This is a genomic window from Flavobacterium adhaerens (assembly GCF_040045115.1).
GTDB lineage: Bacteria > Bacteroidota > Bacteroidia > Flavobacteriales > Flavobacteriaceae > Flavobacterium > Flavobacterium adhaerens.
In genome coordinates this window covers 212,985-226,167 of record NZ_JBDLZX010000004.1, presented here as the reverse complement: position 1 = coordinate 226,167, position 13,183 = coordinate 212,985, and the positions used below count along the sequence as shown (strand labels likewise).

The 13,183-nt window shown below is 32.7% G+C and carries 17 protein-coding genes; 8 read left to right on the top strand and 9 right to left on the bottom strand.

Annotation, left to right across the window (positions count from 1 at the left end; genetic code table 11):
- The first annotated feature begins 1 nt into the window (after nucleotide 1).
- Both ABEB18_RS07255 and ABEB18_RS07250 read left to right on the top strand, forming a co-directional pair.
- Nucleotides 2–1,108: an ABC transporter permease gene (locus ABEB18_RS07255; protein ID WP_348798548.1), complete on the top strand. Its 1,107-nt coding sequence runs from the start codon at nucleotides 2–4 to the stop codon at nucleotides 1,106–1,108.
- Entirely contained in the window at nucleotides 1,105–2,226 is a 1,122-nt protein-coding gene (locus ABEB18_RS07250; protein WP_348798546.1) for an ABC transporter permease, read from the top strand. Before ABEB18_RS07255 ends, ABEB18_RS07250 begins: the two co-directional genes overlap by 4 nt.
- Nucleotides 2,227–2,299: 73 nt before the next feature.
- On the opposite strand, the gene ABEB18_RS07245 is transcribed toward ABEB18_RS07250, so the two are convergent.
- From ABEB18_RS07245 to ABEB18_RS07205, 9 genes are all read right to left on the bottom strand, one after another.
- A complete protein-coding gene (locus ABEB18_RS07245) occupies nucleotides 2,300–3,232 on the bottom strand; it encodes a peptidylprolyl isomerase (protein ID WP_348798545.1) in 933 nt (310 codons plus the stop codon).
- A 288-nt stretch (nucleotides 3,233–3,520) separates the two neighbouring features.
- Nucleotides 3,521–4,681, bottom strand: coding sequence for an MFS transporter (locus tag ABEB18_RS07240; RefSeq protein WP_348798544.1), 1,161 nt, complete (start codon nucleotides 4,679–4,681; stop codon nucleotides 3,521–3,523).
- A gap of 73 nt (nucleotides 4,682–4,754) precedes the next feature.
- A complete protein-coding gene (locus tag ABEB18_RS07235; protein ID WP_348798542.1) occupies nucleotides 4,755–5,114 on the bottom strand; it encodes a cupin domain-containing protein in 360 nt (119 codons plus the stop codon).
- Between the two features lie 27 nt (nucleotides 5,115–5,141).
- Nucleotides 5,142–5,585 (bottom strand): hypothetical protein, encoded by a 444-nt coding sequence (locus tag ABEB18_RS07230; RefSeq protein WP_348798541.1) that lies wholly within the window; start codon nucleotides 5,583–5,585, stop codon nucleotides 5,142–5,144.
- A gap of 533 nt (nucleotides 5,586–6,118) precedes the next feature.
- Nucleotides 6,119–6,754 (bottom strand): lipoprotein, encoded by a 636-nt coding sequence (locus tag ABEB18_RS07225; protein WP_348798540.1) that lies wholly within the window; start codon nucleotides 6,752–6,754, stop codon nucleotides 6,119–6,121.
- 99 nt (nucleotides 6,755–6,853) lie between these two features.
- Nucleotides 6,854–7,252, bottom strand: coding sequence for a tautomerase family protein (locus ABEB18_RS07220; protein WP_348798539.1), 399 nt, complete (start codon nucleotides 7,250–7,252; stop codon nucleotides 6,854–6,856).
- A 154-nt stretch (nucleotides 7,253–7,406) separates the two neighbouring features.
- Entirely contained in the window at nucleotides 7,407–7,901 is a 495-nt protein-coding gene (locus ABEB18_RS07215; RefSeq protein WP_348798538.1) for a hypothetical protein, read from the bottom strand.
- Nucleotides 7,902–8,129: 228 nt separating this feature from the next.
- Nucleotides 8,130–8,618 (bottom strand): hypothetical protein, encoded by a 489-nt coding sequence (locus ABEB18_RS07210; protein ID WP_348798537.1) that lies wholly within the window; start codon nucleotides 8,616–8,618, stop codon nucleotides 8,130–8,132.
- A gap of 174 nt (nucleotides 8,619–8,792) precedes the next feature.
- Nucleotides 8,793–9,230: a hypothetical protein gene (locus ABEB18_RS07205; RefSeq protein WP_348798536.1), complete on the bottom strand. Its 438-nt coding sequence runs from the start codon at nucleotides 9,228–9,230 to the stop codon at nucleotides 8,793–8,795.
- 408 nt (nucleotides 9,231–9,638) lie between these two features.
- Between ABEB18_RS07205 and ABEB18_RS07200 the strand changes: the two genes are divergently transcribed.
- From ABEB18_RS07200 to rplS, 6 genes are all read left to right on the top strand, one after another.
- Nucleotides 9,639–10,082 (top strand): DUF1569 domain-containing protein, encoded by a 444-nt coding sequence (locus tag ABEB18_RS07200; RefSeq protein WP_348798535.1) that lies wholly within the window; start codon nucleotides 9,639–9,641, stop codon nucleotides 10,080–10,082.
- 30 nt (nucleotides 10,083–10,112) lie between these two features.
- Nucleotides 10,113–10,760 (top strand): DNA/RNA non-specific endonuclease, encoded by a 648-nt coding sequence (locus ABEB18_RS07195; protein WP_348798534.1) that lies wholly within the window; start codon nucleotides 10,113–10,115, stop codon nucleotides 10,758–10,760.
- A 65-nt stretch (nucleotides 10,761–10,825) separates the two neighbouring features.
- Nucleotides 10,826–11,503, top strand: coding sequence for a tRNA (guanosine(37)-N1)-methyltransferase TrmD (trmD, locus tag ABEB18_RS07190; RefSeq protein ID WP_348798533.1), 678 nt, complete (start codon nucleotides 10,826–10,828; stop codon nucleotides 11,501–11,503).
- Between the two features lie 69 nt (nucleotides 11,504–11,572).
- Nucleotides 11,573–11,944 (top strand): hypothetical protein, encoded by a 372-nt coding sequence (locus ABEB18_RS07185; protein WP_348798532.1) that lies wholly within the window; start codon nucleotides 11,573–11,575, stop codon nucleotides 11,942–11,944.
- A 63-nt stretch (nucleotides 11,945–12,007) separates the two neighbouring features.
- Entirely contained in the window at nucleotides 12,008–12,367 is a 360-nt protein-coding gene (locus ABEB18_RS07180; protein ID WP_348798531.1) for a hypothetical protein, read from the top strand.
- Between the two features lie 230 nt (nucleotides 12,368–12,597).
- Nucleotides 12,598–12,948: a 50S ribosomal protein L19 gene (rplS, locus tag ABEB18_RS07175; RefSeq protein WP_348798530.1), complete on the top strand. Its 351-nt coding sequence runs from the start codon at nucleotides 12,598–12,600 to the stop codon at nucleotides 12,946–12,948.
- Nucleotides 12,949–13,183: the final 235 nt, after the last annotated feature.

Here is a 13,183-nt window from a genome sequence, read left to right as displayed (position 1 = left end):
CATGAAACAGTTATTAGCATTTATACGAAAAGAATTTTACCATGTTTTTAGAGACAAAAGAACATTGCTCATTTTGTTTGGACTTCCTATAGCACAAATTGTTTTGTTCGGGTTTGCCCTAAACAGCGAAGTAAAAAACATTAGCATTACCATTCTGGATAATGCAAGGGATAATGCATCGGAACAAGTTATAAACCGAATTCACACCAGCTCATACTTTGCAATGAAAGAGCCCGTAAATAGCTATAATGAGATCGAAAAACGATTTAAAGAAGGCAAAATAAAATGTGCGGTCATTATTCCAGCCCATTTTAACAGTGACCTTTACCGAACTGGAGGTGCCAAAATTCAAGTCATCGCAGATGCATCTGATCCTAATACAGCCACTACGGTCATTAATTATCTCAATTCTATCATCAACAATTATCAGCAGGAATTAAACCCAACGATCAAACTTTCTTACCAAATTATACCCGAAAACAGATTGTTGTATAACGAAGAACAAAACGGATCTCTCAATTTCATCCCAGGCGTGATTGCACTAATTTTTATGATCGTGAGTACGGCACTAACTTCGGTTTCAATTGTACGGGAAAAAGAATTAGGAACTATGGAAATCTTATTGGTTTCCCCTTTTAAACCCATAATGGTTTTGATTGCCAAAGCAATTCCGTATTTGGTCTTATCATTAATCAATTTTGTCATTATTTTGACCTTATCGGTTTACTTGTTAGACATCGAAATAAGAGGCAACCTCGTACTCATTTTAGTCGAAAGCATTCTATTTATCATTACCTGTTTATCATTGGGACTCTTGATTTCGAATCTGACCAACTCACAACAAACAGCAATGCTAATTTCTATGATGGGAATGATGTTACCAACCTTGTTACTCACAGGATTTATGTTTCCCCTCGAAAATATGCCCGTGTTTTTTCAAGTGCTTTCACATGCCATTCCATCAAGATATTATTATATCATTATAAAGGCTGTAATGCTAAAAGGGCTTGGGTTTAGCTATGTCTGGAAAGAAACATTAATACTCTTAGTAATGTCGGTTGTATTATTGACCATCGCATTAAAAAGATTTAAAATTAGGTTATCGTGAAAGTACTTCGATTTATATTGCAAAAAGAATTTCGTCAGATATTTAGGGATAAAACCATCTTGGCTATGATGTTTGTGATGCCCATTTTTCAACTCATTATTATGCCAATGGCTGCCAATTTTGAAGTCAAAAACATCAAAATTGCCTTTGTAGATCACGATCACAGCAGCTATTCGCAAAAACTAATTACCAAGATTGCTTCGTCTAGTTATTTTCAGATTATAGACTCTCCTTTGTCTTACACCGAAGGTTTGAAACACATTGAAGACGGCAACACCGATTTGGTTTTAGAAATTCCTGATAATTTTGAACGCAATTTATTACGAGACGGAAAACAAAAAATAAACATCGCAGTAGATGCTATCAACGGAACGAAATCATCAATTGGAGGAACCTATCTGTTATCTGTAATTAACGATTTTAATCAGAATCTGGATATCAATTTCAAATCACCCAAAGGCAATGCAATTCCTATGGCTTCTATTACGACTACCAGTTCAAACTGGTACAATCCAAAAGCCGAATACAAATATTTTATGGTTCCGGGAATTTTGGTAATACTCCTAACTATGATTGGTGCATTTATTACAGCACTTAATATTGTCCGAGAAAAAGAGATTGGTACCATCGAACAAATCAACGTGACCCCTATTCAAAAATGGCAGTTTATTTTAGGCAAACTTATCCCTTTTTGGATTGTTGGTCAGATTGTTTTTACGTTAGGTTTAGTAGTAATGTATATCATTTACGGAATTTACCCCCAAGGTAGCCTCTCTACATTGTATCTGTTTTCGGGAGTGTATCTAATTGCTTTATTGGGATTTGGGTTGCTTATTTCGACTTTTGCAGATACTCAATTGCAGGCTATGTTTATAGCATTTTTCTTTATGATGATTTTTATCTTGATGAGCGGACTTTTTACCAGCACCGACAGTATGCCAAACTGGGCAAAAGTCATTTCGCAATTGACACCTGTAACCCATTTTGTTACTGTAGTTCGCTTGATTGTTTTAAAGGGAAGTGAATTTTCAGATGTAAGTACTGAATTTATTTATTTAATCATTTTTGCAATTGTACTCAATGCGATGGCCATCTATAATTATAGAAAAACCAGTTAAAACTGAAAACATTTAAAAAAAACAGCCATTTCAAACCTAGGTTGAAACGGCTGCTTATATATAATTGATTGACTTATTTTACATCCATCAATTCAACATCAAAAATTAAGATTGCATTTGGTGGAATAACACCTCCAGCTCCAGCAGGTCCGTATCCTAAATCAGATGGAATCACAAAACGAGCTTTATCTCCTACTTGCAACAAAGCAATACCTTCGTCCCAACCTTCAATAACTTGTCCAATTCCTAATTTGAATTCGATTGGTTTTTTACGAGCGTAAGAAGAATCAAAAACTTTTCCATTTTCTAAAGAACCTTCGTAGTGAACTGAAACTGTTTTTCCAGCTTCAGCTTTTTTACCTTCCCCTTTTTGGATGAATTGGTAACGTAAACCACTGTCTGTTTTTTGGAAACCAGCTGCTAATTGTTCCATTTTTGCTTCAGATTCCGCTTTAGCAGCAGCTTCTCTTTTCATGCGAGCACCTTTTAAACCAATAAAAGCTTCGATAGCATTCCATTTTTGAGCTTCCTCACCTACTCTAATAATCTCTAAAGTTTTCAAAACATCTCCCTGAGCAACAGCATCAACCACTTCTTGCCCTTCGATTACATGACCAAAAACAGTATGTTTATTGTCTAACCAAGGTGTAGAAACGTGAGTGATAAAAAACTGAGAACCATTAGATCCTGGTCCAGAATTTGCCATAGAAAGCACTCCTGGTTTGTCGTGTTTTAAAGATGGATGAAATTCGTCATCAAATTTATAACCTGGATCTCCTGTTCCTGTTCCTTTAGGGCAACCTCCTTGAATCATAAAATCAGGAATTACTCTATGAAAATTCAAACCATCATAGAATTTTTGTCCTTGAGGTTTTACTCTGTTTTCCATATTTCCTTCAGCTAGAGCTACAAAGTTTCCAACTGTTCCTGGAGTTAAATCGTGTGTTAATTTTACCAAAATCGAACCTTTATCGGTATTGAATTTAGCGTATATTCCGTTTTCCATTTTGTTTATTTTTTATTGAGGTGCGAATTTACAAAAATATTTAGAGTTAACTATTCAATGTCATTTACTATAAGAATAAATTAACTTGAAATTTATAGTATTCTTTTCTTTAGGAGCAGAAAAATTAGGCATTTTCAGCGAGTATGGGTTCCCGCTATTCGCTGCAATTCCCGATTAACAAAAACTACGGCTAAAAAGCCTTGTTTTTCTAAATCGGGAGATTTTCGCTACTATCGGGGCTAAAGAGAAATAATAGTTCATTTTTGCAATTACTTGCTGTACGATTATTTATTTTTTAGCTTTATAGGTAAGGCCATAAACAATCAAAGCCAATGATGACAAAACCATACAACCGATGGTTACCGCATGCCAACCACCAATTTTCCACAACAGCAATCCGTAAGCAGATCCTGCTGCAGTTCCTAAAAAGCTAAACGACATAAAAACCGTATTCAATCTATTTCTAGCTTCTGGCAACAAAGCATACACTCGAGTTTGGTTTGAAATGTGAACTACTTGAATACCGATATCGATAAATACAATCCCTACTGCAATTCCGATGACACTTTCTATCGAAAAATAAAAAGTTAGAAAACTAATTAAAATCAACAAACATCCGTAACCAATGGCAATTCTAGAATTTCCTTTATCGCCCATTTTTCCAACCAAAGGTGCTGCCAAGGCTCCAGAAGCGCCTACGATTCCAAACAAACCAATGGTAGCACTATTAAAATGAAATGGCTCTCCAGAAAGTAACAAAACCATAGTGGTCCAAAAAGCGCCAAACTGTGCAAAGCTAAAAACATTAATTAGAGTTGCTTCGCGCAAAATAGGTTGTGTTTTGATTAATGTAAACAAGGATCGTATTAACTCACCATAAGTTCCCTTAAACAGCGGTCGGTTTTCTGGAAAAGTACGTTGAATAACAAAAAAGATCAAAAGACAAATCCCAGCAGCGATATAAAACATTGATCGCCACCCAAGCAATTGTCCGATAAATCCGCTAAGCGTTCGCGATAATAAAATTCCGACCAACAAACCACTCATAATAGTTCCAATAACTTTTCCTCTTTGTTCGTGACTGCTTAATGAGGCTGCTAGAGGCAAAATAAGTTGCGGAACTATGGATGTGATACCAATTAATAGAGAAGCGATTTCTAAAACTAAGAAACTTTTGGCCGTAGCTGCAATCATCAATGCGATTACAGAAGCAAAAGTGGTCATTAAAATTTGTTTCTTACGTTCCAGTTTATCACCAAGAGGCACCATAAAAAACAAGCCTATTGCATATCCAGCTTGAGTAAAATAGGTTATCGTTCCGGCATTGGCTTCGGGAATATTAAATTCCTTCGCAATTAAAACAATTAGAGGTTGGCAATAATATAGATTAGCAACTATAAGACCTGTACAGGCCGCCATAAACAATACGTTAGTTTTGGATAAATTCATTTTGCAAAAGTACCACTCTAATCTTTACCAAAACTTTAAAAAAAAATATAATTTTATCAATCAAACAGGTTTTTTAGTAAGTCATTTTCTGCATGAAATCCTCTCGAATCGGACTAAAAACATCAATCAACAAACCTTCTTCCAAACAAACCACTCCATGCACAATATGTGGTGGAATATAAAAACAATCACCTGCATTCATTATTTTAGTAACACCGTCAATGGTTACTTCAAAAGATCCTTTGGCTACATTGGTTACTTGAGCGTGATAATGACTATGCGGCGTACCTATTCCTCCTTTTTCAAACAGCACATTTACCATCATGATACTATCATCATAACCCATGATTTTGCGTTTGATACCTTCGCCAACAACTTCCCATTCGAAATCTTCGTCTTTTAAAAACTCTTTGCTTGATCCAAATTTTTGCATGTCATTTATTTTTTTTTAGTTATCAAATTATTCAAAAAGTGTTTTCACTTTTGGAGATTCCTCACCTTTCTCGGTAAGATACAAAGCGGTGTTTTCGGCTTCTAACAAATTTAGAAAAACCGCCAAAACGATTCCGTCTTTTTTATCGTACATAATTGTAAAAAGGCCCACATCTGATTTGTCTCCTGTATATTGCGAACGTTTTTTGAAATCGGTTTTATATTCTACAAAATAGAAATCGTTGTTAGAATCGTAGAATTCTTTTTTGAACTCGATAAAAAACTTATTTTCTATGGCTTCCTTAGTATTAGTCTTGATGAGAGTTCCCTCATTTATATCGAATACAAAATCGTTGTCTTCTAACGAAAATTCTTGTGGCGGAATACTTTTATACATTGTATGCACCGTAATTTTTTGTGAAAACAATTGGTTACAAAAAAACAAAATAAGAATATAGAATAGGTTTTTCATTGAGGTTTTTCATTGAGTCACTACAAGTGACTTTGGGTTTTTAGGACAAAAAATTCTTGATAAAACAAAAATAGTGTTTAAAAACGATAATTCTAGTAAATCCGCAAAACGATTATGACTGTTGTTAGCAGTTTGGGCATTTTGTGCTATCGTCAAAACACCTATCTTTTTGACTGCGGCGCAACGGAGCTGTTGCAATTATCAGCAATGCTTCTTCAGATATATTTTTAAACTCATGAATTTCTCCTGGATAAATAATGAAACAATCTCCTGTATTTACTTCCTGCTCATCGTTCCAAATGATATCTTCATTTATTATTGTTCCTGTTCGTACAGCACCTTGTCCGTTAAAGATAAAATATGTTTCGATATCGTTCTGACGCTACACAAGGTTTGGGATTAAATTAAGCCCTATTTTCGGATTTGCCAAATCTTCCAAATACAAGACCATCTTTAAATTTAGCCTAATGCCCAAATCTCGTGTAACGGCTGTTACTGGCTGTATTAATATTTAGGTGTTGTTTTTGAATGTTTTAATCATTATTAATTATCTCTAAAATTTCTTTGTCTTTTAAAATATTTTCAAATAATTTTGAAACAGCATCGGGCATATATGTTTTATATGAACCTGGACCGAATGCAATATTTCCGCCTAATTTTTCATCCCCATTAATAGCTTTATATTTCAATAATTTTCCGTCTTTATCGTAGATATAAAGATTGATTTTATATTTTAAAAACTCAATTCCATAACCATCAGTATGTAATTGGTCAATGACTAAAAGTATTTTTTTATTTCCGTTTAGCTTTAGTAATTCTTGCTTTACAGTATTCTCGTCATCTTGATATTTTGTTTTTAAATTAGTAACATTTATATCAAATTTGGCTAATGAATTAACTATATTATTAGATAAGTCTACAACAAATTCATTCTTGCTTTTAGTTTTTATGGTATACGCAATACCCACACCACTTCTCATATAACCTACAAAATCTGGCTTTTTAGAACCATTAACAACTTGTTCACGATGGTCTAAAAGTGCTAAATCTATATTCTTTGTTTTTATGTCAAACAAATCTAATTTTAAACCATCATATTTAATTGTTTGATTTACAGCACAACTTGATAATAGTATCAAAGCAACTAAACCTAATAATATTTTTTTCATTTCGTTTTTTTTGCTTACTCTGTTTTGGTTTTCAGCTTTCCCCGTAGTTGTGCAAATATAGCCAGTAACTATCTTATATGATAATGCATTTTGATATTTTCATTTATTCAAATGCTTAGGTTCTTGAATTTTCCCATTTCCAAATGACCAATTTTGTCTTCCGTCATTTTCAAGGAGAACAATGATGATGTTATTTTGGGTAACAGTTGTCGTATTGGCTATTCGATTGGCTATTTCTCTATACAAGCCTTTCTTTTGTTCCAATGTCCGACCTTGTCCTGCTATAATTTGAATATAAACGATGTCGGATGTGTGAGCAATTCCCAAATAAGTTTCTGGATATTTTATTTGATGTGGTTCTAATTCTTCAATAATATGAAAATAATCGTCTTGTGGAATATTAAATTCCTGCACTAAAGAATTATGTATAGATTTTGAAATTCCATCTTTAGTTTCTTGTGAAAATTTTTTAGGCAAACTTATTCGTACAAATGGCATAATATATTTTTTATAATCTTAAAGTTTCATTTTTTCAATATGAATACGAACACCAACTATTATCAAGTACTTACAAAGAGTATAGGTAAAAAGTATTGACCCTTAATTTTGCAATTAACACGCTCTTTCACAAACACAATATTAGTGGCCGTTTTTATATTATTCGTCTATTTTCTTCAATCGCATTTTTATACTCTGTTGAATCATTAAGCTTTTTTAAATTCGCAATTAAATAATCTATTTGCGCTAAACCAATTTTGTTGTACATTTTAATATGTTCTTCGCTCAATTTGATCTCTCTTTGTATGTCAGCTATACCTCCTAAATAACACCACAAAAAATATTCGTCCTCAATTTTTTGAAATATATAATCCCAATCTTTCCAATAAATGAGTTTCCCTTTATTATTTTTTATATCAAGATAGATTGGTTCAATTTTGAAGTGTTCATATTTTGAGCAACTAAATTTAAAATTTCGGAAGGTTTCATTATTTAGCAAGCCTTCAATTTCCTTAACTTGCTTATCATTAAGATTGAATTCCAACTTTAATGATTCTATAAGACTATTATCATCAATAAATTCAGTCAGATTTGTAAATCTATCAATTTTACTATCCCATTGCGAGATTGTCAATTCTTCTCTAGTCAAAATTCCTGCATTATGAGAGTTAATCCTAAATATCATTTCTCTTTTAATATTTGGTAAAGGGCTTCGCAAATTAACTTATAATATATTGATAAACACACTGTTTATAGATTTAAAACTAAGTGTTTTCTGTAAAACCAAAATAGTGTTTAAAAACAATAATTCCACTAAATCTGCAAATCGATTGTGACGGTTATTGACAGATGATTTTTATTCGTTAGTTACTTACTTCTAAGATTTGTTTCCGTTCTGAATATTAAAAATTAATTCTTCTTTTTTATATTTTTTGCAACTTTCATTGTAGTTTTTAATTTCCGTAAGAAGCTGTTTTTCAACTACAAGTAATTTATCCATTATTGATTTAATTTCTTCTTTATCTCTAAGTTTAGTGTCTAATTCTAAATTAACTAAATCATGAGTAAGCGAAGTTGTTAGTTCTGCATTTTTTTCTTTAATTAAATCTACAGCATCTTTATTAAAAACTTTTTTTTCACAAGCCAGTTTTAATTCTTTTGCATAAAGTTCTGTGTTTTTTAATTCTACTTTATCAATCTTTTTTGATTTTTGAAGTTGCTTGGAAAGTTCAAAAACTATTTCGGTTCGTAATTTTAATTGTTGATTTAACTTTTCCCAATTGGTATTAATTTCCAAGTTATCTTGGCAAAATACATTTGGAACTATAGTTAAACATAGTAAAAAAATTAAAATCTCTCTTTTCAAATTATTCTCTATTCTTATCTAAAATATCTGCCTACGTTCCGCGGCTTTGCGAGGTTTGGGGTTAATGATGCGAGTTTTTTCGATTGGGGACAAATTTTCAAGTACAAAACCATCTTTCCTTTAAGCCTATTATCCAAATCGCTTGTAACGGCAACAGTTGTTTTAATTTTAATATTAGTCTAAGGACAATTTTATATCTATTAATAATCCAAAAGCAATAAGTGTCAAACTTGCAATAGGTCCAGACATAATACAAGCTAATAAAGTCTGTCCATCTCCTTTACAAGCTAAATTAATGCCTATAATTAGTATTAAACCTAATGTATTTACCAAAGTGTAAAGTATTAAACTCCAAAATCTAAAGTTATATTTAATGTGTTTTTCTGATTTAAATGAAATTTTGTCAATTTTATAGGTATAAATAATAATCAATAAAACAGTCAATAATATGGAAGTCCACAGAACTATTTTGTAACTTGTTTCGCAGTTATTAGTAATTTCTTGTATTCCCATAGCAGTAAGTATACCTGGAAATAATGTCCAAGTTGGAAAGATAGGAATTAATGACCAAAGTGCATTTATAAATCCAAATTCGGTAAATCTAAAAGCCATAAGTATAAATTACAATTATTGATTACTAACCGCTTAACTCAATTACGTTTAAAATTCTTGGCTCGTAAATATATTAAAATTATCAGTGTCCTAGTTTTTGAAAACTAAATTATCGGAACAAATTACTTACAGTTACTATTTACACTTGAGCCTAGCCCTGATCGCAATGGAAAGCCTTGTGATGGAGCTGTGTATTTTTCCTGACCCAAAAGAGCGACCAAAGGAAGCTCCTTTTGGGGCTTAGAAAAAAAAACAGCTGCAAACAAGCTTGAAATGGAGAGCAGGAAATTGCTCCAGAAAATTTGTTCCCTCTTCCTCCTTTCGAAATTTTGGGTTTGGAAAGCAATAGTAAATTTGGGCACAATGATTTATATTTGTTTATCAATTGTAACTAAAATCAAATTACCAATGGGGTCGATATACAGTAAGACTGACAATAACTCAATAATTACTAGAATTAATTTGCTTAAGCCAGACAGCAAGGCTTTGTGGGGAAAAATGACGGTGGACCAAATGTGTAAACATTGTAACGAAGCCATAATTGTTGCTTTTGGAGAAAACGAAATTAAGGTTCCGTTTTTCTTTAAGCTAATAGGAAAACTACTTAAAAACAAAATATTAAACTCCGAATTTAAGCCCAACAGTCCAACTGCTAAAGAATTAATTTATACTGGTCAATACGACTTTGAGGATGTTAAAAATGAATTGATAAAAAATTTTAGTCGTTTTAGTGAAGGCCAACACGTTATTACCCTGATGGATCATCCGTTATGGGGGAAAATGACTTATGAGGATTGGAATAAATTGATGTGGAACCACATTAATCACCATCTAAAACAATTTAACGTTTAGTAGCAACCTCCAAAAAAAAAACGCCTTACAATGAGTATCATAAGACATAAACATTTCTTTTTATCCTACTCTGAAGAGCATGAACAGGCAGAATGGGCTGCCTATTATTTGACTGGAAAATCACAGTTTGAGCATCATTACGAACGCCCTTATTTTAAGCAGGACCCTCTTGTAGATACCGAATCGGCACACTGGAATAACTATAAAAATGCTGGCTACGACAAAGGCCATCTGGTTCCTGCAGCCGATATGAAATTTTCTGCGGAAGCCTACAAGGACACTTTTTTGACCTCGAATGTAGCCCCGCAAAACAGAGATTTTAATGCCGGTGTTTGGAATAGATTGGAACAAAAAATAAGGTATTGGGCCGATAAATACACAGCTCTTTTTATAGTTACCGGCGGAATTTTGCATGATAATTTGATCACTATAGGCGAAGAAGAAGTTTCGGTTCCGGAATATTTCTTCAAAATTGTGGTTCGGGTTCAGGATGATGCATTGGTTATGATTTCGTTTTTGGTTCCCAATAAAGATTCTGATGCTCCGCTTTATACTTTTGCAAAAAATATTGACGAAATTGAAGCCATTACTAAAATTGATTTCAACCAAAGATTATCGGATCGAATTGAAGAAAAAATCAAAAAAGAATTGAATTATAAAGAATGGAGTTTTAGCTGATTTACGATGCACCAATATTGATATTAAAATTTGTGAACTATATTTGCAGTCCATAAAAGTACAACATGAGAATTGACATTATAACCGTATTACCTGAATTATTAAGAAGTCCATTTGAAGCTTCGATAATGAAACGTGCTATCGACAAAGGACTTGTCGAAGTTCATTTTCATAATTTAAGAGACTATACGACCAATAAACAAAAAAGTGTTGACGACTATCCTTTTGGTGGTGGCGCTGGAATGGTTATGACTGTTCAGCCAATTGATGCTTGCATTACACATTTGAAAAGTCAAAGGGAATATGACGAAGTAATCTATATGTCTCCAGATGGCGAAACTTTGAATCAAAAAATGGCCAACACTATGTCGCTTTATCAAAACATCATTATTCTTTGTGGACATTACAAAGGTGTTGACCAACGTGTACGCGATCATTTTATCACCAAAGAAATTTCTATTGGAGATTATGTTTTGAGCGGTGGAGAATTGGGAGCTTTGGTATTATGCGATTCTATCATTCGATTGATTCCAGGTGTTCTAAGCGACGAAACCTCGGCTTTGACAGACAGTTTTCAAGACGGATTACTCTCAGGACCTATCTACACAAGACCTGCCGATTATAAAGGATGGAAAGTTCCAGATGTGTTATTGAGTGGCCATTTTGCCAAAATTGACAAGTGGAGAGAAGATACCGCCTACGAACACACTAAAAAAAGAAGACCGGACTTGCTAAACGATTAAATTTCACAATCTTATACTTTTAGACTAAAAATACCGTTCGTATATAATAATCCTTTAAAGTATAAAGCCATGAAAAAGTCGTTCGCAAAATTATTTTTTACTGTTCTATTTTTTACTTCATTCATTTCCTTTGCCCAAGGGATCAACAAAGTTTCTTTATTGAATGAACTCAATAAAACATACGGTATAGAACTAACAGCCACAGAAAAAAACACATTCGAAAACACTAATATCGAACTAATTTCGGGCTTACTTAGCTTAGACGAAAAGAATTTATCCAAAGAAATTCGCAGCAAAGAAATCGATAAACTTTTTGACAAGAGAGACAAAAGTTTGACCTCCTCATTAGGCATAAATAAATACAGTGACATCAAAGCCAAAACAGACGAAAAAAACCAAGAAATAATCCAAAAAATAAAACAAGGAAAAATCACACCATAATGCGTAATTTTCATAAATTTATATTTCTAAATAAAAGCATTATCAACGAAAATTAATAAAACTATGAAAAAGTCATTATTCAAATTAAGTCTGGTTCTCGCCTTTTTAATCTCGGTAACTTCTTATGCTCAAGGTCTAAACAAAGCATCTCTTCTAAAAGAATTAAATAACACCAATGGCGTATCATTAAATGCCAGCGAAAAAGCTAGCTATGAAAAAGCCAACAACGAATTAGTAACAGGATTGCTTGGCTTAGACAAAAAGAATTTATCTAAAGAAGATCGCGATAAAGAAGTAGATAAATTATTTGACAAAAGAGACAAAAGTCTTGCTTCATCGTTAGGTGTAAAAAAATCAAGTGGTCTTAATAAAAGTATCAAAAGCACTAAACGAAAAGTAAAATTAGCAAAAATGGTTCTTTAACATTTTTACTGAACACATCTTAATACAGAAGAGCTTTTACTAAAAAGCTCTTTTTTTTTACTCTTATAAAATCATAAATCCCTATAAAACAATTTTTTAAAGAACAAACAAAAACTTAAAAAAAAGAATTCAGTTTTAAGATTTTTGATTATATTTGCACCCGATTTAGACCAACCTCTGGCGAGACCCGTGAATGTTGCTCTAATATAAAATCCATAAATAAAAACAAAATGGCAGATTTATTGAAATTCGTTCAAGACGAATTTGTAGCAAAAAAAGATTTCCCTGATTTTGGAGCTGGAGACACAATCACAGTTTACTACGAAATTAAAGAGGGTGAAAAAACAAGAACACAGTTTTTTAAAGGTGTTGTTATTCAAAGAAGAGGTACTGGAATCACTGAAACTTTTACAATCCGTAAAATGTCAGGTTCAGTTGGTGTAGAGCGTATCTTCCCAGTTAACTTACCAGCTTTACAAAAAATTGAAATCAACAAGAAAGGTCACGTACGTAGAGCAAGAATTTTCTACTTCAGAGAACTTACTGGTAAAAAAGCTAAAATTAAAGATAAAAGAAGATAATTCGTTAACTTCATTAATTTCAAAGAGTCCCATTTCGATACCAATCGAATTTGGGACTTTTTTTTTGACAATTATCCACTAAAAAATTGGCAATTCACAAATGAAAAGCCTCTAAAAATATCAAATTCAAAATATCACAGAATAGCTCTGTAATATGATTTTTTTATACAAATTTTAAAACACATTTCCAACATCATTTTGTATCTTTGCCAGCCTTCACTCAATCGTTGTATTG

Excerpts from the sequence above, each read along its gene's own strand:
- ABEB18_RS07255 (WP_348798548.1), top strand. The coding sequence starts at position 2 with ATGAAACAGTTATTAGCATTTATACGAAAAGAATTTTACCATGTTTTT.
- ABEB18_RS07245 (WP_348798545.1), bottom strand. The coding sequence starts at position 3,232 with ATGGAAAACGGAATATACGCTAAATTCAATACCGATAAAGGTTCGATT.
- ABEB18_RS07240 (WP_348798544.1), bottom strand. The coding sequence starts at position 4,681 with ATGAATTTATCCAAAACTAACGTATTGTTTATGGCGGCCTGTACAGGT.
- ABEB18_RS07235 (WP_348798542.1), bottom strand. The coding sequence starts at position 5,114 with ATGCAAAAATTTGGATCAAGCAAAGAGTTTTTAAAAGACGAAGATTTC.
- ABEB18_RS07230 (WP_348798541.1), bottom strand. The coding sequence starts at position 5,585 with ATGAAAAACCTATTCTATATTCTTATTTTGTTTTTTTGTAACCAATTG.
- ABEB18_RS07225 (WP_348798540.1), bottom strand. The coding sequence starts at position 6,754 with ATGAAAAAAATATTATTAGGTTTAGTTGCTTTGATACTATTATCAAGT.
- ABEB18_RS07220 (WP_348798539.1), bottom strand. The coding sequence starts at position 7,252 with ATGCCATTTGTACGAATAAGTTTGCCTAAAAAATTTTCACAAGAAACT.
- ABEB18_RS07205 (WP_348798536.1), bottom strand. The coding sequence starts at position 9,230 with ATGGCTTTTAGATTTACCGAATTTGGATTTATAAATGCACTTTGGTCA.
- ABEB18_RS07200 (WP_348798535.1), top strand. The coding sequence starts at position 9,639 with ATGGGGTCGATATACAGTAAGACTGACAATAACTCAATAATTACTAGA.
- ABEB18_RS07195 (WP_348798534.1), top strand. The coding sequence starts at position 10,113 with ATGAGTATCATAAGACATAAACATTTCTTTTTATCCTACTCTGAAGAG.
- trmD (WP_348798533.1), top strand. The coding sequence starts at position 10,826 with ATGAGAATTGACATTATAACCGTATTACCTGAATTATTAAGAAGTCCA.
- ABEB18_RS07185 (WP_348798532.1), top strand. The coding sequence starts at position 11,573 with ATGAAAAAGTCGTTCGCAAAATTATTTTTTACTGTTCTATTTTTTACT.
- ABEB18_RS07180 (WP_348798531.1), top strand. The coding sequence starts at position 12,008 with ATGAAAAAGTCATTATTCAAATTAAGTCTGGTTCTCGCCTTTTTAATC.
- rplS (WP_348798530.1), top strand. The coding sequence starts at position 12,598 with ATGGCAGATTTATTGAAATTCGTTCAAGACGAATTTGTAGCAAAAAAA.